Here is a 22,718-nt window from a genome sequence, read left to right on the forward strand (position 1 = left end):
CGCCAGGCACTTCGTACAACCTCGTGTCACTCACCCTCGCAGGTGGGAGTCGGTGTCCGTGTCGCTCTGACCTGGACAAAGTTACGCGAAGATCAACACAACACCAAATCGCCAGGTCAGAGCACTGCGGTCGGTAAACTTCACGGAACCCAGTACCTCTCGGCCAGTTCTTCGACGATCGGATCGCCTTCCTCGGCCTGTTCCAACGCTTCGAGGTCGTCGTTGATCGACACCAACCGGGGATCGTCACCCTCAGCTTCCTGGATCGGGTGCCGACCGTCCTCGGCAAGTTGCCTCAGCAGCTTTTCCTTGACGCGGGCTTTCAACGAATCAGCCATACCGTCAGCATGTGCCGCTCGTGCCCAGTTGTCGAGACCTACTCGTCGTCCTTCTTGCCGAAGACACGTCGTGCCGTCGGAATCAGGATGATCAACGCGCCGAGCAGAACGATGAGCGAAAAAACCTGCAGTGCCATGTCGACCTCTTACCGTCACGCCGGCGCGAGCCAGCTCCCCCACGGGGTGTTTCGAACAACCGTAAATGCAACGAGAACTCCGAGCACCACGATCGTCACAGTCGGCCGAAGCACGATCATGCGATCCCGCGTGCCTTTCCAACGGCGCACTGTCCAACCGATCCACGCGATCACCAAGACCGCGATAAACGGCACGATCAAGACATTGCTGGACACTGCGGCGCCAAGATCCAGATTAGTCAGGTCGTTGACTGCACGAAGGCCACCACACGCCGGGCACCACAATCCCGTCAACGCGTACATCGGACAAACGCCGTAACTACCCGCGCTGTGGGGATCACGGAAGTGGAGTACCGCGGCGGCCGTCACCGCCACTGCAGCAACTCCGACGGGTGCGGCCAACGCGCGTCGTCGACGTGCGACCGCTTCCAACTCCATGACACCCACTGTAAGAGACCCCGGCAGCGACTAGCGCGCGCGAACGACTACCGACCGGACCACCATGTCGTGCCAGCACTGGTGCTTCGAGTCCCAGAGCGGCCAGAGGTAGTTGAGGAAGCAGGCGCCACCCAGGATCGCCATCATGATCCAACGAAGCAGCGCCATCACCGGGCCGAGAGGTACACCGTCGGACTCCCGAATCACCGAAATTCCCAGCCACTTCTTGCCGAGCGTCTGTCCGGTGTTCCCTTGCCTGAAGACGAGATTCCACACCTCGATCAAGAAGATCGCCAGTATTCCGACGACCATGACGATCACGCCGACCGGATTGCCGCCTTCCGCGCTCACGCTGCCGTCGTCGTATGTGGTCACTTCGGATCCGGAGAACGCGATCACCGCCCCGATGATCGCGAGGATGACACCCGGGAGCGGAACGACAAAGCCGTCGAGGATTGAAGCGAGCACGCGAGAGATCCAGGTTGCGTACGGATAGGCGGGCGTCGGCGGCTGATAACCCTGCGGCGGCATCGGCGGCATCTGCCCGTACGGCGGCTGATTCTGCGATGGTTGGCCCGGTCCCCAGTTCTGATCCGACATCGAGGTCTCCCCTGTTCAGGCACGTGTTCGCCGACCTCAGGATAAACCGCACATACGCAAGAATTGAGAACTAACGACAAGAGCCCCACATCCGGATTTCCGGGTGTGGGGCTCTTGGCCGAGCTGCCTGAGAGAATCGAACTCTCGACCTTTTCATTACGAGTGAAATGCTCTACCGACTGAGCTAAGGCAGCGTGCCTTTCGGCGGTGGCGAGTCTATCTGGTCAACCCCCGGATCGCGAAAACGGGGGTCGGAAAGCGGCTCCGATGGAGGCAACCATCGCATCGAGCGCCCACTGCAACTTGACGTTGAAGTCGACAGCTTCGCGGCATTCGAGCACCGCTTCGATGCACTTGAGCAACCCCTCCGGGGACGTTCGGGCAGCGAGCTCGGCGGCCTGACGGGCCATGTCGGGATGGGTCGCCGTCGACGTCGAACCCAGTGAGTACGAAAGTGCATCCCTGTACATGCCGGCCAGATCGATCAGCGTCCGGTCGAGAAGATCACGGCGGGCCCGGGTGTCGCGCGATTTCTGACGCGCTTCGAGGTCCTTGATCAGACCAGCAGATCCGCGCAGAGTCCCTGCCGTTCCCTTGCCGGTACCACCGCCGCCCAACGCGACCTTGAGTTCTTCGAGTTCCTGTTCCTTGAGCTCGGCGTAGAACGCCTTGGTGTCGGCCTCGATCGACTTCACCAAATTCTCTGCGGCCTTGTACGCCGTCGACGCCCCGATGGCGTCGGCAGCTAGCCGCAGCGAACGCTGACGCTCGTCCCGTGCGCTCTCGTCAGTGGCGAGACGCCGAGCCCTGCCGACATGTCCGCCGCTGATCGATGCGGCGATTCTCGCCCGCTCGGGATCCAGCCCGTCGCGGTCGATCAATACCTGAGCGATCGATTCGACGGACGGCGTCACCAACGGCATGTGCCGGCACCGCGAGCGCAAGGTGACAGACATGTCTTCGGGATCGGTCGTCGGCGCGCAGAGCAGGATGACCGTGCGGTCCGGCGGCTCCTCGACAACCTTCAGGAGGGCGTTGGCCGCGCCTTCGGTCAAACGATCGGCATCCTCGACCACGATGACCTGCCATCGCCCTGTCGTCGGCCGCCGCGAAGCGATGTTGACTATCTCGCGCATGCCTTTGACGCTGATGCTCAGGCCGTCGGGGATGATCCGTCGTACGTCACCGTGGGTGCCGCCCATCGTGGTCGTACACGCATGGCACTCGCCGCACCCTGGTGCACCGTCAGAGGTGCACTGCAGGGCCGCGGCGAAGCAGAGAGCGGCCACCGAACGACCTGAGCCGGGTGGCCCGGTGAAGAGCCACGCGTGAGTCATCTCCGAGCCGCTGGAATCGCCACGAGCCGACAGTGCGGCATCTCGCAGGCTCTGCTCGACGTCGTGCTGACCCACCAGCCGACCGAACACACCTCGTTCGGCCACTTCAGTACTCATGCAAAAACCCTAACCGTCGGCACCGACGAAGCCTTACGAGTCCTTCTTCGCCGGAGCCTTCTTGGCTGCTGCCTTCTTTGCCGGAGCCTTCTTGGCTGCAGTCTTCTTGGCAGCTGCCTTCTTTGCCGGGGCCTTCTTGGCCGCTGCCTTCTTCTTGACCGGGCCGCGAGCACGACGATCCGCCAGCAACTCCGACGCACGAGCATCGGAAATGGATTCGACGTCGTCGTCCTTACGAAGGCTGGCGTTGGTCTCGCCGTCGGTGACGTACGGACCGAAACGGCCGTCCTTGATCACCATCGGCTTCTCACTGACCGGATCGACACCCAGCTCACGCAACGGAGGCGTTGCCGACGCCTGACGTCCACGACGCTTCGGCTCGGCGTAGATCTTGAGTGCCTCGTCGAGCGTGACGGTGAACATCTGCTCTTCGTTGGCGAGCGAGCGCGAGTCCGTGCCCTTCTTCAGGTACGGACCGTATCGGCCGTTCTGCGCCGTGATCTCTTCCTTCGATTCGGGGTCGACACCGACGACGCGAGGAAGCGAGAGCAAACGGAGCGCATCTTCCAAGGTGATCGTCGCCAAGTCCATGGACTTGAGTAACGATCCGGTCCGCGGCTTGGGACCCGCGACCTTCTTGGCAGCCTTCTTCGCCGGCGCCTTCTTGGCCGCGGCCTTCTTCACCGCAGTCTTGGTGCTGCCCGAACTGATTTCCTCCGGCTCGGGAGCGGAGACGGGAACGATGTCCGGTTCCGGCTCGGCCGGCGGTTCGGGCAGGATTTCGGTCACGTAGGGGCCGAAGCGGCCTTCCTTCGCGACGATCTCGTGGCCCGTCAGGGGGTCGACGCCCAGCTTGCGACCCTCTTGAGGCGTCGAGAACAACTTCTCGGCGTACTCGGGAGTGAGCTCGTCCGGCGGCAGGTCGTCGGGAAGATTTGCCCGCTGCGAGATCAGATCGCCTTCGGGATCGTCCGGATTCTGAACCATGCGCTCGAGGTAGGGGCCGAAGCGGCCGACACGCACGTGAACCTCGCGACCCTCGGCGTCGTCGAAGAGACGGATGGAGTTGACCTCGCGAGCGTCGATCTCCGCGAGGTTGACGCCGACCATCTTCTTCAGCCCGCCCTCGCGGGCCACCGAACCTTCAGCGCCTGTCTCGCCGCCGAAGTAGAAGCTGCTCAGCCAGTTGCCACGCTGCTCACGGCCGCCGGCGATCGCGTCGAGGTCGTCTTCCATTCCGGCGGTGAAGTCGAAGTCGACCAGCCGGCCGAAGTGCACCTCGAGCAGTCCGATGACGGCAAACGCCACCCAGGACGGAACCAGCGCGCTGCCACGTTTGTAGACGTATCCGCGGTCGAGGATGGTCTTGATGATCGACGAGTACGTCGAAGGACGGCCGATGCCGAGTTCTTCGAGCGTCTTGATCAGGCTGGCTTCTGTGTAGCGGGCGGGCGGGTTGGTGCTGTGCCCGTCCGGATCGAGCTTGGTGGCCGTGACTTCCTGGCCCTTGACCAGTACCGGAAGCCTGGATTCGGCGTCGTCGGACTGACCGCCGGCCTCTTCGTCGACACTTTCGACGTAAGCCTTGAGGAAGCCGGCGAACACGATGGTGCGACCCGAAGCGGAGAACGTGCAGTCCTCGCCGGTGCCTGCCGTGCCGGAGATGCGGAGCGTCAGCGTCGTACCGCGGGCGTCGGCCATCTGCGAAGCGACGGTCCGCTGCCAGATCAGTTCGTACAGCTTGAACTCGTCGGAATCGAGCTTGGAGTGCAGCTGACCCGGGGTCTGAAACACGTCGCCGGCGGGGCGGATCGCCTCGTGCGCTTCCTGCGCGTTCTTGACCTTGCGGGTGTACTGACGCGGCGTCGGATGCACGTATTCCGGACCGTACAGCTCGGTGGCCTGCGCACGAGCGGCTGCGATCGCCGACTCCGACAGCGTCGTCGAGTCGGTACGCATGTAGGTGATGTAGCCGTTTTCGTACAGACGCTGTGCGATGCGCATGGCGCGCTCGGACGTGAAACGAAGTTTGCGTCCGGCTTCCTGCTGGAGCGTCGACGTCATGAACGGCGGGTACGGCTTGCGGGTGTACGGCTTGTCCTCGGCAGAGGAAACCGTGAGGTCGACGCCCTGCAACGCTTCCGCGAGACGACGGGCGTACGCCTCGTCGAGCACGGTGACCGCGCTGCCCTTGAGCTTTCCGTCAGCTCCGAAATCGCGACCGGAGGCGACACGCGAACCGTCGACGGAGACCAGGCGAGCACCGAAACTACGCGGGCTGGCCTCTGCACCGGCGTCGAGCGTCGCGGAAATGTCCCAGTACGACGCCGACTTGAACGCCATGCGCTCGCGTTCACGCTGGACGATGACGCGAGTGGCCACCGACTGGACGCGGCCGGCCGAGAGCTTCGGCATGACCTTCTTCCAGAGAACCGGGCTGACCTCGTAACCGTAGAGACGGTCGAGGATGCGGCGGGTTTCCTGAGCGTCGACGAGGTCGGTGTCGAGTTCGCGGGTGTCTTCGGCAGCAGCACGGATTGCCGGCTCGGTGATCTCGTGGAAGACCATTCGACGAACCGGAATCTTGGGCTTGAGAGTCTCGAGGAGATGCCAGGCGATTGCCTCGCCCTCGCGGTCGGGGTCAGTTGCGAGGAAGAGCTCGTCGGCGTCCCTCAACAGAGACTTGAGTTCGGCGACCTTGCCCTTCTTTTCCGGGCTCACGACATAGAGCGGCTCGAAGTCGTGATCGACGTTGACGCCGAGACGGGCCCACGACTCGCCCTTGTACTTGGCCGGAACATCCGCTGCGCCGCGCGGCAGGTCGCGAATGTGACCGACCGATGCCTCGACGACGTAGTCCTTACCGAGGTAGGGAGCGATTTTGCGCGCCTTGGTCGGTGACTCGACGATCACGAGGCGACGAGGGTTACCGGACGCTCCCTGACCGCTGCCGTTGTCCGCTTTAGCCACCTGCTGCCCGAGCCTTCCTTTGGACGTTCACTGCCGTCGGCAGATCTTCAGAACTAGACGTGTGGAGCAAGTTATACCCCGTGTCTCTCTTTACAGAGTGACATACCCGCAAGACATTCGTGCAGATCAGTACAGTATGGGCTCCGTCGGACACGCGGCATGATCACCGTCGGACACGCGGCATGAGCACCGTCAGACGTGTGGCCAGGCGACCGAAGTGTCGACGTGTTTCGGCGCCTCACCGAGGTATTCGACGAGCTTTGTCAGTCTCTTCTTTCCCGACACACGGAGCCCCGGGCCCGGTGTCCGGTTACCCAGTTGGGTCGGCGCGATACCCACTCGCATCAAGGCCTGAGCGAGCGGTGCGTGCGTCTCCTTGGCATGGGGGTCGAGGCCGAACACGAATCGCTCGCCCCCTTCTTCGAGCCGGCCGGCCGCGACGGCCCACACCCGGAGTTGGCGGGAGTTCGGTACCCAACCGACCGGCACCGCCTTCACAGCTCCCTTGGTCCACTGCACGGACAGCGGAAGGAGTGCGGGGGTCGACTGAGTGCGGACGAGTGGGCTGCCTTCTTCGCTGCGCGTCACCTCGGCCCCGAGTCCGCACTGCGCGATCAACTCCGCAACGGCCTGCGCCCTCCAGTCCCGATCCACGACGATCGAGATCCGGGCGCGGTCCTCCGAGGTCACGACCTGACCTGGTCCGGCCAGCATTCCGGCGAGGTCCGTCACGGCAGGTGGAATCGACTCGGCAGAGAAAAAGGACAGTTGGCTCACAGAGTGAAACGTAAGCCACGAGGGCAGTGACGGCATAGACGACCGGCCGACGACCGGCCGTGGTCGAACCGCTGCGTGTATTACATCGGACAGAGAAAGTACTGAATCAGCCCGAAAAGATTTGTCCCCCACCGCACGGGTGCGATGGGGGACAAATACTGTCCGAACTAATCGCTCAGCGAGTGAGCGGAAAAATCAGACCGCGCGAACGCCGGTAGCCTGGGGACCCTTGGTGCCCTGGCCGACCTCGAACTCCACACGCTGGTTCTCCTCGAGGGTACGGAAGCCGTTGCCCTGAATTTCGGAGTAGTGAACGAAGACGTCTGCGGAACCGTCTTCGGGAGCGATGAAGCCGAAGCCCTTTTCAGCGTTGAACCACTTCACAGTGCCCTGTGCCATGCTTTTCCTTCTCTTTCTAACACCGGATTCGGTGAACAGCCCTTACAGTCCACCGGGCCGGTTCCGACCGCTGTACGTCTTTATTTCCCCCTCAGGAAAGGCAGAGCACCGCGCCCGCAACAACGATCCTGCGAGCGTGCACTTTCTCAAGCCTACGAACACAGAAGCTGCGACCGATTGTCAGTCAACCATGTTCTCCGCGTGCACAACAGTCGAAAAGGGAACTAAAAACGTTAAAAGTTCGCTACGAGAAAAACAGCCCACGATCGTGGTTTCCCGCTTGCGCGCCGACCACCCGGTTCCACCAAGACCATCGGCCGTTGCGTATCATCAAAACTGCAGGTAGCGACAGTTTCCGATTGCCGCCACACCCCAACGCCGAGCCCGGAGAGTCACGTGAACGCACCTTCCCCGATCCCCGCCCCGGGAGGGAAGCCTGGCGAGACCTACGGGCAGATGCTGCTCGATCGCGTCGTCGCCGGGGTCGGTGGAAGCGAAAAACCACTGATGTTCACCGCGCAGTTACCTGCTCGCGTAGCCGAGTTCACCGAATGGCCGGATTGGGTGCACCCCAGCGTCGTCCGCGCGCTCGCCGAGCACAGCGTGCGGTCCCCGTGGATCCACCAGAGTGAGGCCGCCGACCTCGCGTACGAGGGAAAACACGTGGTCGTGGCCACCGGAACGGCGTCGGGTAAGTCACTGGCATACCAACTCCCGGTGCTGACGGCCATGGCGACCGATCCGCTCGCAACTGCCCTGTACCTCTCTCCCACCAAAGCGCTGGGCTCGGATCAACTGCGAGCAGTGCTGTCCCTCACCGACTTCGACGTCGAACTTCGCAGCACGAACGCCAGTGCGTACGACGGCGACACCTCGCAGGAACTCCGCACCTGGGCACGCGAGAACTCACGCTGGCTCTTCACCAACCCCGACATGATCCACATTTCGCTGCTCCGCACCCATCAGCGATGGGCGCACTTCTTCCGCAACCTGAAATACGTGATCATCGACGAATGCCACTCCTACAGGGGAGTCTTCGGTTCCAACGTCGCGCTCGTGATCCGGCGACTACGCAGAATTGCAGCCCGTTACGGCGCCGAACCTACCTTCATCCTGGCCAGCGCGACCACCGCAGATCCCGGCGCGGCAGCCTCGCGGCTCATAGGCGCACACTGCACCGAGGTCACGGAAGACGGATCGCCGCACGGCCCACGCACCGTCGCACTGTGGGAGCCGCCGCTACTCGAGGCATTGACCGGCGAAAACGGTAGCCCGGTACGACGTCCCGCGGGCGCGGAAGCAGCCCGGATCATGGCAGACCTCATGATCGAAGGCGCCCGTACTCTCACCTTCGTCCGCTCCCGCCGCGGCGCCGAACTGACCGCGATGGCCACCAAACGTCTACTCGCCGAGGTGGACCCGGACCTCGCCGAGCGAGTCGCGTCGTATCGCGCCGGATATCTGGCCGAGGACCGTCGCGAACTGGAAGCTGCACTCGCCGACGGCACACTGCTGGGCGCAGCCACCACCAACGCACTGGAGCTCGGCGTCGACATCGCAGGCCTCGACGCCGTTGTCGTGGCGGGCTTCCCGGGCACCGTCGCCTCGTTCTGGCAGCAAGCCGGTCGCTCGGGGCGACGCGGCGAGGGTTCACTCGTCGTGTTGATCGCACGCGACGATCCACTCGACACCTACCTCGTTCACCATCCGTCGGCGGTACTGGACAAACCCGTCGAGGCGACGGTGACAGATCCCGGAAATCCGTACGTCCTGGGCCCACAACTGCTCTGTGCTGCAATGGAACTCCCACTCTCCGATGCCGAGGTGGACGCATTCGGCGCTCTCGAGGTTCTCACCAGACTGTCGGAGGAAGGCAAGATCCGGCGCCGAAAGCACGGATGGTTCGTCACCGCCGATTCGAACCCCCACGGCTCTCTGGACATTCGCGGCGGTATCGGAACTCAGGTGGCCATTGTCGACGGTGAATCCGGCCGGATGCTGGGCACTGTCGACGCGGGCCGCGCACCGGCAACAGTCCATCCCGGCGCCGTGCACATCCATCAAGGCGAGACCTACGTCGTCGACGAACTGGACCTCGACGTCGGACTCGCATTGGTACACACCGAGAATCCGGACTGGACCACCTCGGCTCGCGAGACCACCGAAATCACGATCACCGAACAACTCGAGCACAAGAACTACGGCGACATCACCGTCGCTCTCGTCCAGGTCGAGGTGACACATCAAGTCGTCGGGTACCTACGACGGTTGACTTCGGGTGAAGTCCTCGACTCGATCGAACTCGACATGCCCGCACACACTTTGCCCACCAGGGCAGTGATGTACACGGTCACGCCGGAACTACTCGAATCCATCGGGGTGCCGCCCGAACGGTTCCCCGGATCACTGCATGCCGCCGAACATGCCGCGATCGGTCTGCTGCCGCTGGTGGCGATCTGCGACCGCGGAGACATCGGCGGAGTATCGACGGCGATGCACGCGGACACCGGACTCCCGACGGTCTTCGTCTACGACGGTCATGCCGGCGGCGCCGGGTTCGCCGACCGGGGGCACAGCGAACTGTCACGATGGCTCACCGCGACGCGCGACGCCATACTGTCCTGCGAGTGCGCTCACGGATGCCCGTCCTGCGTCTACTCACCCAAGTGCGGCAACGGAAACGATCCGCTGGACAAGGACGGCGCGGTGAAGGTTCTGACCGCCGTCATCGATACGATCAGCTGACCGGCCCCGCACGGGCGTAGGCCTGCGCATCACCGATCCCGAAGCCCGACAACAACACCGGTGCGCGTATCTCGACCACTACATCCCACCCCTGCACCTCACACTCCGCGAGCACCGTACGCATACGCTCCGCGATCGCCGCGGACATCTCACACGCCGCCTCGTCACCGCCGTCCAAGGCGCCCGCGCCGCCGAGAGCCGACAGATCAGCGGCCGATTGCGCCGTGTGCCGGGCCACCACCGCGGACCCGACATGCAACATCCCACCAGTCACCATCACGATCGCTGCCAGAACGCAGCACGCCAGAACCGTGGCAACACCTTCGTCCTCACGTAGGTTCACCCCTCTTCCACCCCTGACTCCACAGCTGCCACCGCCTCGGAAGAAATGTCGACCAACGGCAGCAACGTACTCTCGGCGCTGACAACGGCTACGGCAAAGCCGTCCACGATCTCCACCGAGATCGACGCATCTTCGGGTGCGATCCGACGGGCCGTGGCAACGGCAGACTCACGATCACCACGTGCCACCAACCGCGCGGCCTCACGAGCGGCGTCGACACACCGAACCTGCATCGACACCGCGAGGACACCACCGATACACAGCACGACCACCGTGACGATGGAAGCCAGAGCAATCGCGGCCTCCACCGTCACGGCGCCGTCGTCGGCGTGCCGAATACCTCTCGTGGACAACATCACACAGCTGTCTCGAGTGCCTTGTCGATGATGCCTGTCAGTGCCGAGACAATGGAGTCGCCGGTGACAACGGTGTACAGGACGGCTCCGAACGCCGCGGCCGCAATCGTGCCGATCGCGTACTCGGCGGTGGACATGCCGTCGTCCTCCGTTATCAACAGCGCAAATCTAGCCGACACCGTCCTCAACGTCTTCGAAATCATTTCTCCCCCTTCAATCGAAACCTGCGGCAGCACCTCTGCCGCAGGAGCTTTCACACGGATCCGGCTCACAGCAGGCCGTTACCGAGCACAGTCGTGGCAAGCCCGATCACCACCGGAACAATGCCCAAGGCGATGAAGGCCGGCAGGAAACACAGTCCGAGCGGACCGCTGATCAACACTCCCGCGCGTTCGGCCGCGGCAGCAGCCAGATCCTCGGCGTCACCTCGACTACGCTCGGCAAGTTCGGCCATGGACGCGGACAGCGACGAACCCGAACGGGCGGAACGCCGAGCCATTCTGGCGAGCGCCTCGGTATCGGGATCGAGAGCGGCTTCGCTCCACGCGGTCTCGGGATCTGCACCGAGCGCGAGGAGGTCGGCGACGCGGCGAAGCGAGTCGGCCATCGGTTTCGGCGCGGTCGACGCCATCGCTGTGATCGCGGCGGGGACGGGAAGCCCCGCTCGCAGGCAGGCCCCGAGTAGGTCGAGACTTGCGGCAACTGCGAGTGGATCCGGCTTGCCAGGCACCGAACTCGAAACTTCTGTTGTTGTGTCCGCGACCAGAATCCCCGCTGCTCTGCTCGAAGCGCCGCGCCGAGTGGGAATGATCGCGAGCGACAACGCCATCACCACCACCGACATCCAGGTCACGACGCCACCTTCGCGGTGATCCGATCGGTCCAGAGCAGACCAGCTGAGACACAGGCAGTTCCGATCACGAGTAGCACACCGCCGAGCCCACCTCCGAACAGCACACGCAACGGCGACGCACCCATCAACTGTCCGAGGCCGACCCCCAGTAGCGGTAGAAAAGCCAGCACCGCAGCGGTCGCCCGAGCGCCCGCCAACCCGGCCTCGGTGCGCTGACGAAAGCGTCTACGTCCCAACATGTCCGTCCGGACGGCTCCGAGTAGTTCAGCCAGAGCCAGACCGTGTTGGTCTGCGACCCGCCAGACGGATCCGATACGGAAGAACTCTCTCTCGATGCACGAATCCGGTACCGCGAAGGCCGCTGCGGCAGAACCCCCGAGACGCGCCCTGGCCCCAGCGGACCGGAACACCGCGCTCACTTCGCCGGTACATTCCTCGCCTGCAACAGAACTGGCCGCTGCAGGATGCGCACCGACGCTCAGCTCGGCGATCAGCACCTCCAGACCGGAGAGCAGCATCTTCTGTGAGAGTTCCCGGTTTTCGGCCGCCTTCGCGCGTCGCCCGCGAAAGATCAGAGTTCCGCCGAGGACGACCGCCGCGAACCCTGCCGGAAGACCTCCGAGAACCCACGTTGCCGAAATCGCGAGAAATGCGGCGACGAACTGCCACGGAATCTGCCGGGAGGGTTTGCGGACGCTCGGGGCGTACGTAGCGAGCCGAGCACGTGAATCCCGCACCGGCGCAATCGAGACCGCCAACGCGAAGGCCAAGAGGGAAGCTGTCACGTCCCGACCTCCCGATTGCGAAGCCGGAACATCCGCTCGAGCCGCTCACGACCCGAACCGCCGTCCGGCCATGCCTGCATGATTTGTACGTATCCGTCCGCACCGCGGTCGATGACGCCGATCTGTTCGAGACGCCTCGATCCGTCGGCCAACCGGTGCACGTGCAGGATCACTTGAACCGCCGCGGCAAGTTGACTGTGCAACGCGTGGCGATCCATGCCGCCGAGCGCAGCCAACGCCTCGAGTCTGGCCGGCACCTCTTCGGGCGAATTGGCGTGAACGGTGCCGGCGCCGCCGTCGTGGCCGGTGTTCATCGCCGTGAGCAGATCCGTCACCTCTGCGCCGCGGACCTCACCGACGACGATGCGATCGGGACGCATCCGTAGCGCCTGCCGAACCAGATCGCGCACCGTCACCTCTCCGACACCCTCGACGTTGGGAGCTCTGGCGACGAGGCGGACGACGTGCGGGTGCGGCGGCGCTAGTTCGGCCGCGTCCTCGACACAGACGATTCGCTCGCGAGGGTCGACCGCGCCGAGCATGGCGGACAACAACGTGGTCTTTCCCGCGCCGGTCCCGCCGATCACCAGGAAGGCCAAGCGAGAAGAGATGATGTCATCGAGGAGTTCGCGGGCGTCCGGTTCCACGGCGCCGTGAGCACACAGCGCGTCGAGACCCTGGGTTGCGGGCCGCAGCACTCTCAGTGACACGCAGGTTCCGCCCTGGGCCACCGGTGCGAGCACGGCATGAAGTCGTACCCCGAAGTGCCCGTCGCCGACGCCCCGCAGTCGGCCGTCGACCCACGGTTGGGCGTCGTCGAGGCGTCGACCTGCCGACAGTGCCAACCGCTGCGCCAGCCGACGCACAGCTGCCTCGTCGGTGAACCGGACCCCCGACCTTTCGAGGCCGACCCCGCGGTCCACCCAGACCTGATCCGGCGCTGTCACCAGTACGTCGGCGACACCGGGTTCGTGCAGCATTGGTTCGAGCGGCCCTGCGCCTGTCAGTTCCGTCTGGAGCACCCTGACGACCTCCAACAGATCCGTGTCCGCCAGAACGCCGGAGGACTCGGCTCGCACGGCGTCGGCAACGGTGGCCGCCGTCGGCTCGGCGACCGACGACGCCGTCAGCCGCTCGCGAACTCGGTCGAGCAGTTCCGTCGTGACCAACGCACTCATGCTGCAGCCCTGCGCGGGCGTGCGCCGGATTCGACGGCGTCGAGTACCGCTGTTGCCACCGCACTCAGCGGACAACCACGGGTCAATTCGAGGCCACCACGCTCGAGCGTCGGTGCCAGCGAGCGGTGGCCGCGCATCACGGCCGTCAGGGGCAGCCCGAGCATGTCTGCCACATCGGCACCGCGTAAGCCTCCCGGCGCCGGCCCACGCACGACGAGCCCGACGTTGGAGTTGTGTCGGACCACCCAGGCTCCGACCTTCTCGGCAGCGACGCACGCAGCCACGGTGGCCGGAACCACCACGAGGACCGAATCCGACATCTCCAACACGGCCTGACCTACCTCGCTAGGATGACGTGGCACGTCGCACACCACCAGTCCGCCGGAACTGCGGCCTGCGTCCAGCACAGCGCGAACGGCGGTCACCGACGGACCGTCGATCTCGCGGCGACTGCTCGCCAGAACCCTCAGGAACTTCCCCTTTGCGGGCAGTGCATCGCGCAGCGCATCCGGGGCCAGCCGCCCGCCCTCGACGGTCAGTGCACCCCAACGCAATCCGGGGGTCGTCTCGATACCCAACAGCACGTCGACGCCCGAGCCGAGTGCGTCGACGTCCACCAGTAGCGTCGGGACGTGACGTGCCGCCGACGTCAACGCGACAGCCGCAGCTGTTACCGAGGCTCCCCCGCCACCACAGCCACCCACCACGCTCACGACGGTGCCGTCACCACTCACGTCGATGTGGTCGGCCAGAACTGCGACCAGCGCGTTCTCTTCGTCCGGCAAGGACAGAACGCTGTCGGCTCCGATCGCGGTGGCGCACTTCCAGTCGTCGACGGTCGGTGTGCCGTCGCAGACGAGGAACACTCGCGTCCGTTTGGGGGAACGAGCCACAGCATCTTGCGCAGCCGACGCGTCCAATACGACCGCCGAGGCCCGGTTCCACTGTTGTCGGGACACGGGATGCTCGGCCTCGTCCAGACGGCGGTCCACCGCCGCAGCGACCCGTCGCACGCTCGCGAGGACCTTCGCGTCGTCGACGAGAACCAGAATGTGAGCCCCGGCTTCCGGAGAGTTGATCGTCGTGTTCATGACTGCAGAGCCTGAACGAGCGCGAGTACCGAAAACAGTGGGTCGAGAGAGCCTGTGGACAACTACGAAGTTGTGGAGAAACGGGCCTGAGACAGAGAACGACCCCCGCCAATGGGGGAGGAGGCGGGGGTCGTCTGAGTTCAGCCCCGGGGGGTCGGGCTGAACTAGTTCGAACGAATCGAACAGCAACGATCTTACACCCGACATTGGCGAGAAACGCAAGCCTGAGCTGCACTGAACTGCTGTTTTTCGCCGCAAGAGGACGCTTGCCGAGGAGCACACGAACCGCCTGTCGGACTATCCTCGTTCCTGTGACCGACAAGCCTGCGAACGGACTGAATACCGGGCGGACAGCCGCTTTCTTCGATTTGGACAAAACGATCATCGCGAAGTCGAGCACCCTGGCGTTCAGTAAGCCCTTCTTCGCCCAGGGTCTGATCAATCGACGCTCGGTTCTCAAGAGCAGCTATGCACAATTCCTGTTTCTGCTGTCCGGCGCCGATCACGATCAGATGGAGCGCATGCGCGAGCACCTGACGGCCATGTGCGCGGGTTGGGACGTGGAACAGGTGAAGGCCATCGTCGCGGAGACTCTGCACGACATCGTCGACCCACTCGTCTTCGCCGAGGCGGCCGATCTGATCGCAGATCACAAGCTGCGTGGACACGACGTCATCGTGGTGTCGGCATCGGGCGAGGAAATCGTCGCGCCGATCGCCCGAGCCCTCGGCGCCACCCATTCCGTGGCAACGTCGATGAGGGAAGAAGACGGCCATTACACCGGCGAGGTCGACTTCTACTGCTACGGCCCGGGCAAGGTCGAGGCGATGGAAAAACTCGCCGCGGAATACGGCTACGACCTCGCCGCCAGTTACGCCTACTCCGACTCGGTGACCGATTTGCCCATGCTCGAGGCAGTCGGACATCCCACCGCAGTCAACCCCGATCGTGCATTGCGTAAGGAAGCGGCCGTAAACGGTTGGCCCATACTGACTTTCTCGAACCCAGTCTCGCTTCGCGCGCGATTGTCGGCGCAGTCCACGACGACGGTGGCCACAACTGCAGCGGTGGGAATCGCAGCTTTGGTGGCCGGCGCCATGACCTTCGGGCTACTGCGTCGGAAACGCTGAAATCCAATGCCCACAAACAAAAATTGGTACTTGCTGTGAGCCCGGACACAGGGTACAAAGGAGTTACGGAAGAACGGAAGGCCAGGAACGGCTCGGAAGAGAAGGACCGTTTCCCCAACCGAAATTCCTAGCACGGGCACTAGGGCACCCACGCGGAGCACAAGCCACTATAAGGGCAGAAGCGTTGTGGGCCTGCGAGATTCGTTCAATTTGAGCGAGGACCCCGCACCGGTTGCGGGGACGACCTCAGAAAGTGTGATCCCTCGCCGAGGCCACCCACACAACCCACCGAGCACGCTTGGTAACGAGTAGTCCGTGCTGACGGGCGGCGAAGTCGATTTATCGGCAGCGCCGCCCGTTCGTTATGTTCCAGCCTCGCTCTGGTGCAGATTATCCAGTCGCCGCGTCGGCGATCGAAGTCGCTTCTCGCGCACCGGCTTCGAGAGCGCCGCAGCACAGAATCACCCAGCTGCCGACGCCCGCCGGATTTCCCGAAGCGAATCCAGCCGCGCCGTCCGTGTACGCCTGCGGCCGCCGAAGCCAACTGACCTCGGGTACTCCTAGATTGTGCGGATCCAACCCGGACGAGACCGCAACCAGACGCGAGGCCGCACGGGCGACGATGCCGTCAGCCGTGCCGAACGGGCTCAGCGCCAAGAGTTCTCCGTGTACAACGGCCGCCAGAACCGGAGCCGGCGCACTGGTTCCGCCTGTCACGAGTTGCGCGAGAGCGTCCAACCGCTCCCCCACTCCGCGATCCGATCGTGGCCGCCCCAGTTGATCCGCGTCCTCGACGAGGTCCGCCGCGGCCAGCAGGTGCAGCCGGGCCAAAGCCTGCAAGGGGGCGCGCTTCCACGTCGACTCCATGAGCGGAAGACTGTCGCCGTCCAGTGCCTGAGCCACGCGCAGAGCACCCGCGAGAATCGGATCACCGGCCATGCCCTCGGCCGGCAATTCCGTAGTGCCACCCGCCAGAGACGCGGAGGCTCGCGCTGCGCGAACCGCGGCTTCGGCGGCAGTGGTGGGCCAACCGCGACGGTTGGTCTTGTGCCGATGAACCTCCCCCAAAGCGTCGCGCGCATGATCGGCAGCGGCGCGTACACCTGGAAGATCGACGAGGGGCTGCAAGGGGTCCGTCACGATCAACGACGGTACCCTTGCAGCCCCTCTGCGGACTTGCCTACCTACCTGTTGCCTCAGCTTCCCAGCGTGATGGAACCGCCGGGAATCGCATCGAGCAACTTGCGGGTGTAGTCCTGTTGCGGATTTCCGAACACGTCGTCGATCGGTGCCGATTCGACGATCGAGCCACGCGACATCACCAACACGTTGTCAGCGATCTGACGAACCACGGCCAGGTCGTGCGTGATGAAGAGGTACGTCAACCCGAACTCTGCCTGCAGGTCGTTGAGCAGGGTCAAGATCTGATCCTGCACGAGCACGTCGAGAGCGGAGACCGCCTCGTCGCAGATCACGACCTCCGGTTGCAGTGCCAACGCTCGCGCAATTGCGACGCGCTGACGCTGTCCGCCGGAGAGCTCGTTCGGGAACCGTCGCATGACCGACTGGGGCAGACCGACCTTGTCGAGAAGTTCGCGGACGCGAGCCTCACGTTCGGCTTTGGTCCCGACCTTGTGGGTACGCAGCGGCTCTTCGATCGTGCGGTAGATCGAGTACATCGGGTCGAGCGTGCCGTAAGGGTTCTGGAAGATCGGCTGCACTCGGCGACGGAACGCAAAGGTTTCCTTCGCGCCGAGTTTCGCCACGTCCTGGCCGTCGAAGACCACGTTGCCTGCGGTGGGCTCGAGCAAGCCGAGAACCATCTGCGCGACCGTCGACTTACCGGAACCCGATTCACCGACGATCGCCGTCGTGGTTCCGCGGCGGACCTTGAAAGACACGTCGTTCACGGCTGTGAAGTCGGTGGTCTTGCGGAAACCCTTGCGCAACTTGAACACCTTGGTCAGATGATCGACGACAAGAACGTCGTCGGTCGCCTTGCCGAAGGACTCTGCCGCACTTTCCTCGGCCTTGACCGCTTCGGCTACCTCTTCCGCCTGTTCGCGAATCTCGGCTCGCGCCACCGACGAGCTGAGGCGCTTCGACGCCAACGACGGCGCAGCGGCAACCAGCTTCTGTGTGTACGGATGCTGCGGACGCTTCAGGATCTCCAGTGCCGGACCGGATTCGACGATACGACCCTTGCTCATCACGATCAGATGCTCGGCACGCTCGGCAGCCAAGCCCAGATCGTGCGTGATGAGCAGAACCGCGGTGCCGAGTTCCGTTGTCAGACCGTCGAGGTGGTCGAGGATCTGACGCTGGACGGTGACGTCGAGCGCCGACGTCGGCTCGTCCGCGATCAGGAGCTTCGGACGAGCGGACAACCCGATCGCGATGAGTGCGCGCTGACGCATACCGCCCGAGAACTCGTGCGGGTACTGCCCCAACCGGCTCTCGGCTTCGGCGAGACCTGCCTCCTCGAGCAGTTCGGCGGCGCGAACCTTGGCGGCCTTGCCCTTGGCGATCCCGTTGGCAGCCAGTGCTTCCTCGATCTGGAAGCCCACTTTCCACACGGGATTCAGATTCGACATCGGGTCCTGCGGAACCAAACCGATCTGGCTGCCCCGGATGTGGACGAAGTCCTTCTCCGAAACCTTCGAGATGTCCTTGCCGTCGAAGATGATCTCGCCTGCCGTCACCTTGCCGGTGCCGGGCAGCAGATTGATGATCGAGTGCGCGGTAGTGGACTTACCCGAACCCGATTCGCCGACGATCGCGACCGTCTGACCCGGGTACACGGTCAGGCTGACGCCTCGAACTGCCGGAACCGGACCGGAATTGGACTGGAAAGACACCTCGAGATCACGAATCTCGAGCAACGGAGTTTCCTCCGAGGTGAGAGTTTCCTTGGTGGTCATCGTGCTCACCGCTTCCGCGACTTGGGATCGAGGGCGTCGCGCAGAGCGTCACCCATCATGATGAATCCGAGAACGGTGATCGCCAGAGCCGTTGCCGGGTAGAACAGAATGGTCGAACCCTGACGCAGCGTCACCTGAGCGTTACTGATGTCTCCACCCCACGAAACCTCGGTGGACGGAAGACCGATACCGAGGAAGGACAGCGTCGCCTCGGCAACGATGTACGTACCGAGCGAGATGGTGGCCACCACGATGATGGGCGCCAACGAATTCGGGATGACGTGGCGGATCAGTGTCTTGAGCTTCGAGACACCCAATGCCTCCGAAGCCATGACGTAATCGTTGTTCTTCGCCGAGATCACCGCGCCGCGAGCAATTCTTGCCATCTGCGGCCAGCCGAAGAGCGCCAGGACGCCGACGACAGTCCAGATCGTGCGATCGGTGAAGAGCTGCATCAGGACGATGGCAGCCAGGATCAGCGGGATGCCGAAGAAGATGTCGGCGACACGGGAGAGGATCGAATCGGTCCATCCGCCGTAGAAACCGGACAGCGCACCGAAGATCACGCCGATCACCAGCACCGACGCCGTGACACCGACGCCCACGAGTACGGATGCGCGAGCACCGTAGATGGTGCGCGAGTACACGTCACAGCCCTGGCGGTCGAAACCGAACCAGTGCCCTGAGGTCGGCCCCTGCATGCTGTAGGTCAGGTCGCAGAACCGCGGATCGGTGCTCGTGAACAAGCTCGGAAACGCTGCGATGACAATGACCGCGAGGATGATGATCGTCGAGATGATGAACAGGGGACGCTTGCGTAGGTCGCGCCACGCGTCGGTCCACATGCTCGTCGGCGCCTGATCGAGTTTGACGGCGTCCGTCTCCCCCGGTGCCGCAACTTCGGGCGGCGCCACGAAATGGCTTTGCCGGACTACGCGTCCGGTCTTCACGGTCTCAGACATAGCGGATCCTCGGATCGAGCGCGGCGTACAAGAGGTCGACGAGCAGATTCGCGATCAGGTAGATCACGATCAGGATGGTGACGAACGAAACCACCGTCGGCGCTTCACCTCTGGTCACCGCCTGGTAGATCGTGCCGCCGACGCCGTTGATGTTGAAGATGCCCTCGGTGACGATGGCGCCGCCCATCAACGTCGCGAGGTCGGCACCCAGGAACGTGACCACTGGGATCAGCGAGTTGCGCAACACGTGCACGCGAACCACTCGTCCGCGGGAAAGTCCCTTGGCGGTAGCGGTGCGCACGTAATCGGCAGTCAGATTCTCCGCCACGGACGTTCGGGTCAGTCGCAGAACGTACGCGAACGAGACCGAGCCGAGAACCAGTGCCGGGAGAAGGAGATTCGTGAAACTGGTGTTGCCACCGACCGTCGGCGGGACGATGCCCCATTTGACGCCGATGAAGAACTGAGCCAGGAAGCCGATCACGAAGATCGGGATGGCGATGAGAACGAGGCTGAACAGCAGGACGGTGCTGTCGAAGAATCCGCCCTTACGCAGGCCGGCGATGAGGCCGAAGCCGACACCGAAGACCGTCTCGACGATCAGTGCCATGAAGGCAAGTTTCATCGTGATCGGAAATGCCTGTGCCAGAACTTCACTGACAGGTCGTCCGGAGAACGACGTGCCGAAGTCCAGCGTGAAGATGCCCTTCAGGTACAGCAGGTACTGCTGATAGAAGGGGAGGTCGAGGTGGTAGCGCTCCCGAAGCTGCTGTGCAACAGCCGGACTGAGCGCCTTGTCGCCCGCCAACGCGGCAATCGGATCACCGGGAAGCAGGAAGACCATGGCGTAGATCAGAAGAGTGGCCCCGAGAAAAACCGGGATCATTTGAAGCACTCGGCGACCGATGTACCAGAGCATCGGATCACCTCCTTGTCGATGATCGTGTACGTCAGCGGACAGTCCGGTGTGAACACGAGTTCGGGACGGCAGGCAGGGCGCCTGCCGCCCCGAACTCACGTTTCAGATGCGGATCGTTCTACGCGTCAGTTCTTTTCGATGTCTTCGTAGACCGGAACACCGTTCCAGCTGATGGTCACGTTGGAGACGTTCTCCGACCATCCACTGGCAGCGTTGCGGTACCACGTCGGAACTGCGGGCAGGTCCTTGAGCAGGACTTCCTGAGCCTGATCGAGCAGTTCCTGAGCCTTGGCCTGATCGGTCTGGCCGGCCGATTCGCGCAGGAGGCGGTCGAACTCGGGGTTGGAGTACTCACCGTCGTTGGAGCTGCCGCCGGTCTGGTAGTTCTGCGCCAGGAAGCCGTACTGCTGCGGGTAGTCACCCTGCCAGCCGGAGCGGAAGGAGCTCTGGATGGTGCGGTTGGTGGCTTCGGTGCGGATCTGAGCGAAGGTGGCGTACTGCTTGCCCTTCGCGTCGATGCCGAGGGTGTTGCGGATGCTGTTCGCCGTGGCGTCGACCCATTCCTGGTGTCCGCCGTCCGAGTTGTACGCGATCTCGAAGCTACCGGTCCACGGAGCGATCGCGTCGGCCTTCGCCCAAGCGGCCTTGGCTGCCTCGGGATCGAACTTCAGGTTGCCGTTGCCGGTCAGCGAGTCGTTCCAGCCCTTGATTGCGGGGCTGGTGAAGTCGAGTGCAGGCGTCCTGGTCTTGTTGAAGATCTGCTGGGTGATCTGATCGCGGTTGATCGCCATCGAGATCGCCTGACGGCGGAGCATGCCCTCTTCGCCGCTGAAGTGCGGCAGGCGACCCGGGATCGTGAACGTCTCGATGGTTGCCGACGGCTGGTTGACGGTGCGTCCGGGCAGGTCCGACTCGAAGGTCGTGACGGCGCTCGGCGGAACCTGGTCGAGAACGTCGACGTTGTTGGCCAGGAGATCGGTGTACGCCGTGTCCAGGCTGTTGTACATGATGAAGTCGACGCCGGCGTTCTTCGGCTTACGGTTGCCGTTGTAGTCCGGGTTGACGACGGTGTCGATGCGGACGTTGTGCTGCCACGCGCCGGTTCCGTCGAGCTTGTACGGGCCGTTGCCGATCGGGTTCTCACCGAAGGCGGTCATGTCCTTGAACGCGACCTCGGGCAGCGGGTAGTACGCCGTGAAGCCGAGGCGATCGGGGAACGCCGACTCGGGCTGCTTGAGTTCGATGGTGAAGGTGGAATCGTCCACGACCTTCAGACCCGACATGGTCTGTGCCGTCGGAACCTCGGCGGCAACTTCGTCGTAGCCCTTGATCGGGTCGAAGAACGAAGCCTGGAGCTGAGCGTTGGTGGAGAGAGCGCCGTAGTTCCACGCGTCGACGAACGACTTCGCGGTGACGGGGGTGCCGTCCGTGAAGGTCCAGCCGTCCTTGAGCTTGACGGTGAAGTTCTGACCGTCGGTGCTCTCGATGGACTCGGCAACCTCGTTCTCCGTACCGCCGTCTGCGGTGTACGAAACGAGACCGGAGAACAGCGAGTCGAGGACGCGGCCGCCCATGTTCTCACTCGTGTTCGTGGGGATCAACGGGTTCTGAGGCTCGCCCGCCCAGGCGTTGACGACGCCACTGGACGATCCGCCCGACGAATCGCCGGACGAACATGCCGTGATCAGCACTGCCGTCATTCCGAGCGCGACCGCGCCGGTCGCTATGCGTGAGATACGCAAAGGAATTCCTTCCACATCTAAGTGACCCCGAGCATGCTCGCGGCCTGCCGACAGCCGTAACTGCCGGCGTCGTGTCGCCTACAACTGAAAGTGAACGTGACTTCGAGTTGCGGTCGAATAATGGTTTGACAATAGACACATCGAGCTCGAAGCGCGCACCGCACCCATTGTTGGAAAATTGGGGGTAATTGAATTCGGGCACATTCATTCGTCGGCGGAAGCGACCACCCGTCGCATCGATTCGACCGATCGTCGCAGGACAACGGGTTGCAACGTGATGCAACGGTGCGTTTGAGCGAGCTTGTGACTACCCTCACACGGAGTCAGAAAAGTGTCGATCAATGTGGAAAGAAGGCCGTCAGCCATGACAAGCGCAGCCGAAACAGACGTCCCCCAGGCATATCCGCCGAGCGCAGAGTTCGCTGCGGCCGCCAACGCGGGACCGGAGTTGCAGGCTGCCGCAGATACCGACCGCCTCGCTTTCTGGGCGAATCAGGCGCAGCGCCTTCACTGGCACGAGAAATGGACCGACGTCCTCGACTGGACCGACGCCCCCGTCGCCAAGTGGTTCGTCGGCGGA

General features: G+C 63.6%; 22 protein-coding genes and 1 tRNA gene. 3 read left to right on the forward strand and 20 right to left on the reverse strand.

Translation table 11 applies throughout. From position 1 onward, the window contains the following. Window positions 1-140 precede the first annotated feature (140 nt). The 8 genes from G8767_RS32690 to G8767_RS32725 all read right to left on the reverse strand — a co-directional run bounded on the left by G8767_RS32690 (window position 141) and on the right by G8767_RS32725 (window position 7,113). Window positions 141-338, reverse strand: a complete 198-nt coding sequence (locus G8767_RS32690) for a hypothetical protein (RefSeq protein WP_003946112.1) — start codon at window positions 336-338, stop codon at window positions 141-143. Between the two features lie 152 nt (window positions 339-490). Next, window positions 491-913, reverse strand: coding sequence for a DUF2752 domain-containing protein (locus tag G8767_RS32695; RefSeq protein WP_124566771.1), 423 nt, complete (start codon window positions 911-913; stop codon window positions 491-493). A 30-nt stretch (window positions 914-943) separates the two neighbouring features. Further along, on the reverse strand, window positions 944-1,513 hold the full coding sequence (locus tag G8767_RS32700) for an RDD family protein (RefSeq protein ID WP_166813982.1): 570 nt from the start codon (window positions 1,511-1,513) through the stop codon (window positions 944-946). 121 nt (window positions 1,514-1,634) lie between these two features. Next, a tRNA-Thr gene (locus G8767_RS32705) sits at window positions 1,635-1,707 on the reverse strand. A gap of 30 nt (window positions 1,708-1,737) precedes the next feature. Then, window positions 1,738-2,967 carry a DNA polymerase III subunit delta' gene (locus G8767_RS32710; protein WP_095973514.1) on the reverse strand — a complete coding sequence of 410 codons (1,230 nt, stop codon included), beginning with the start codon at window positions 2,965-2,967 and terminating at the stop codon, window positions 1,738-1,740. Between the two features lie 33 nt (window positions 2,968-3,000). Then, complete coding sequence (topA, locus tag G8767_RS32715; RefSeq protein ID WP_166813984.1) at window positions 3,001-5,937, reverse strand: type I DNA topoisomerase; 2,937 nt, start codon at window positions 5,935-5,937, stop codon at window positions 3,001-3,003. Window positions 5,938-6,129: 192 nt separating this feature from the next. Next, on the reverse strand, window positions 6,130-6,714 hold the full coding sequence (locus tag G8767_RS32720) for a hypothetical protein (protein ID WP_003946106.1): 585 nt from the start codon (window positions 6,712-6,714) through the stop codon (window positions 6,130-6,132). A gap of 195 nt (window positions 6,715-6,909) precedes the next feature. After that, window positions 6,910-7,113: a cold-shock protein gene (locus G8767_RS32725; RefSeq protein WP_003946117.1), complete on the reverse strand. Its 204-nt coding sequence runs from the start codon at window positions 7,111-7,113 to the stop codon at window positions 6,910-6,912. Between the two features lie 456 nt (window positions 7,114-7,569). On the opposite strand from G8767_RS32725, the gene G8767_RS32730 reads away from it, so the two are divergent. Next, window positions 7,570-9,858, forward strand: a complete 2,289-nt coding sequence (locus G8767_RS32730; RefSeq protein WP_166813996.1) for a DEAD/DEAH box helicase — start codon at window positions 7,570-7,572, stop codon at window positions 9,856-9,858. Here G8767_RS32730 and G8767_RS32735 read toward each other — a convergent pair. The 7 genes from G8767_RS32735 to ssd form a co-directional block, all read right to left on the reverse strand. Beyond that, window positions 9,851-10,201, reverse strand: coding sequence for an Rv3654c family TadE-like protein (locus tag G8767_RS32735; RefSeq protein ID WP_166813986.1), 351 nt, complete (start codon window positions 10,199-10,201; stop codon window positions 9,851-9,853). The two genes, G8767_RS32730 and G8767_RS32735, sit on opposite strands and share 8 nt — an antisense overlap. Beyond that, a complete protein-coding gene (locus G8767_RS32740) occupies window positions 10,198-10,557 on the reverse strand; it encodes a TadE family type IV pilus minor pilin (protein WP_124566767.1) in 360 nt (119 codons plus the stop codon). Before G8767_RS32740 ends, G8767_RS32735 begins: the two co-directional genes overlap by 4 nt. Beyond that, window positions 10,557-10,760 (reverse strand): DUF4244 domain-containing protein, encoded by a 204-nt coding sequence (locus G8767_RS32745; protein WP_166813988.1) that lies wholly within the window; start codon window positions 10,758-10,760, stop codon window positions 10,557-10,559. The genes G8767_RS32740 and G8767_RS32745 overlap by 1 nt, the downstream gene beginning before the upstream one ends. Window positions 10,761-10,825: 65 nt before the next feature. Next, window positions 10,826-11,410, reverse strand: a complete 585-nt coding sequence (locus G8767_RS32750) for a type II secretion system F family protein (RefSeq protein WP_166813990.1) — start codon at window positions 11,408-11,410, stop codon at window positions 10,826-10,828. Next, a complete protein-coding gene (locus G8767_RS32755) occupies window positions 11,407-12,195 on the reverse strand; it encodes a type II secretion system F family protein (RefSeq protein WP_166813992.1) in 789 nt (262 codons plus the stop codon). Before G8767_RS32755 ends, G8767_RS32750 begins: the two co-directional genes overlap by 4 nt. After that, complete coding sequence (locus tag G8767_RS32760; protein ID WP_166813994.1) at window positions 12,192-13,373, reverse strand: TadA family conjugal transfer-associated ATPase; 1,182 nt, start codon at window positions 13,371-13,373, stop codon at window positions 12,192-12,194. The genes G8767_RS32755 and G8767_RS32760 overlap by 4 nt, the downstream gene beginning before the upstream one ends. After that, window positions 13,370-14,464, reverse strand: coding sequence for a septum site-determining protein Ssd (ssd, locus tag G8767_RS32765; protein ID WP_124566762.1), 1,095 nt, complete (start codon window positions 14,462-14,464; stop codon window positions 13,370-13,372). The genes G8767_RS32760 and ssd overlap by 4 nt, the downstream gene beginning before the upstream one ends. Window positions 14,465-14,775: 311 nt before the next feature. Here ssd and G8767_RS32770 point away from each other — a divergent pair, with 311 nt between their 5' ends. After that, window positions 14,776-15,594: an HAD-IB family hydrolase gene (locus G8767_RS32770; protein ID WP_019746641.1), complete on the forward strand. Its 819-nt coding sequence runs from the start codon at window positions 14,776-14,778 to the stop codon at window positions 15,592-15,594. A 390-nt stretch (window positions 15,595-15,984) separates the two neighbouring features. Here the strand turns inward: G8767_RS32770 and G8767_RS32775 are convergent, their stop codons facing one another. From G8767_RS32775 to G8767_RS32795, 5 genes are all read right to left on the reverse strand, one after another. Next, window positions 15,985-16,734 (reverse strand): hypothetical protein, encoded by a 750-nt coding sequence (locus G8767_RS32775; protein ID WP_020905979.1) that lies wholly within the window; start codon window positions 16,732-16,734, stop codon window positions 15,985-15,987. Between the two features lie 56 nt (window positions 16,735-16,790). Beyond that, the gene (locus G8767_RS32780; protein WP_095973517.1) at window positions 16,791-18,515 is read right to left on the reverse strand and encodes an ABC transporter ATP-binding protein; all 1,725 of its coding nucleotides are present in this window, start codon (window positions 18,513-18,515) and stop codon (window positions 16,791-16,793) included. 5 nt (window positions 18,516-18,520) lie between these two features. After that, window positions 18,521-19,477, reverse strand: a complete 957-nt coding sequence (locus G8767_RS32785) for an ABC transporter permease (RefSeq protein ID WP_095973504.1) — start codon at window positions 19,475-19,477, stop codon at window positions 18,521-18,523. After that, window positions 19,470-20,396 carry an ABC transporter permease gene (locus G8767_RS32790; RefSeq protein WP_095973503.1) on the reverse strand — a complete coding sequence of 309 codons (927 nt, stop codon included), beginning with the start codon at window positions 20,394-20,396 and terminating at the stop codon, window positions 19,470-19,472. Before G8767_RS32790 ends, G8767_RS32785 begins: the two co-directional genes overlap by 8 nt. A gap of 125 nt (window positions 20,397-20,521) precedes the next feature. Next, window positions 20,522-22,138, reverse strand: a complete 1,617-nt coding sequence (locus G8767_RS32795) for an ABC transporter substrate-binding protein (RefSeq protein ID WP_095973516.1) — start codon at window positions 22,136-22,138, stop codon at window positions 20,522-20,524. Window positions 22,139-22,502: 364 nt separating this feature from the next. Here G8767_RS32795 and G8767_RS32800 point away from each other — a divergent pair. Then, the coding region (locus G8767_RS32800) for an acetyl-coenzyme A synthetase N-terminal domain-containing protein (RefSeq protein ID WP_277346941.1) at window positions 22,503-22,718 on the forward strand (216 nt) is incomplete at its 3' end.

It is taken from the genome of Rhodococcus sp. IC4_135, from assembly GCF_011602025.1.
GTDB classification, from domain to species: domain Bacteria; phylum Actinomycetota; class Actinomycetes; order Mycobacteriales; family Mycobacteriaceae; genus Rhodococcus_F; species Rhodococcus_F baikonurensis.

Excerpts from the sequence above, each read along its gene's own strand:
- G8767_RS32790 (WP_095973503.1), bottom strand. The coding sequence starts at position 20,396 with ATGCTCTGGTACATCGGTCGCCGAGTGCTTCAAATGATCCCGGTTTTT.
- G8767_RS32700 (WP_166813982.1), bottom strand. The coding sequence starts at position 1,513 with ATGTCGGATCAGAACTGGGGACCGGGCCAACCATCGCAGAATCAGCCG.
- ssd (WP_124566762.1), bottom strand. The coding sequence starts at position 14,464 with ATGAACACGACGATCAACTCTCCGGAAGCCGGGGCTCACATTCTGGTT.
- G8767_RS32725 (WP_003946117.1), bottom strand. The coding sequence starts at position 7,113 with ATGGCACAGGGCACTGTGAAGTGGTTCAACGCTGAAAAGGGCTTCGGC.
- G8767_RS32710 (WP_095973514.1), bottom strand. The coding sequence starts at position 2,967 with ATGAGTACTGAAGTGGCCGAACGAGGTGTGTTCGGTCGGCTGGTGGGT.
- G8767_RS32760 (WP_166813994.1), bottom strand. The coding sequence starts at position 13,373 with ATGAGTGCGTTGGTCACGACGGAACTGCTCGACCGAGTTCGCGAGCGG.
- G8767_RS32780 (WP_095973517.1), bottom strand. The coding sequence starts at position 18,515 with ATGACCACCAAGGAAACTCTCACCTCGGAGGAAACTCCGTTGCTCGAG.
- G8767_RS32740 (WP_124566767.1), bottom strand. The coding sequence starts at position 10,557 with ATGTTGTCCACGAGAGGTATTCGGCACGCCGACGACGGCGCCGTGACG.
- G8767_RS32690 (WP_003946112.1), bottom strand. The coding sequence starts at position 338 with ATGGCTGATTCGTTGAAAGCCCGCGTCAAGGAAAAGCTGCTGAGGCAA.
- G8767_RS32695 (WP_124566771.1), bottom strand. The coding sequence starts at position 913 with ATGGAGTTGGAAGCGGTCGCACGTCGACGACGCGCGTTGGCCGCACCC.
- G8767_RS32730 (WP_166813996.1), top strand. The coding sequence starts at position 7,570 with ATGCTGCTCGATCGCGTCGTCGCCGGGGTCGGTGGAAGCGAAAAACCA.
- G8767_RS32785 (WP_095973504.1), bottom strand. The coding sequence starts at position 19,477 with ATGTCTGAGACCGTGAAGACCGGACGCGTAGTCCGGCAAAGCCATTTC.
- G8767_RS32745 (WP_166813988.1), bottom strand. The coding sequence starts at position 10,760 with ATGATTTCGAAGACGTTGAGGACGGTGTCGGCTAGATTTGCGCTGTTG.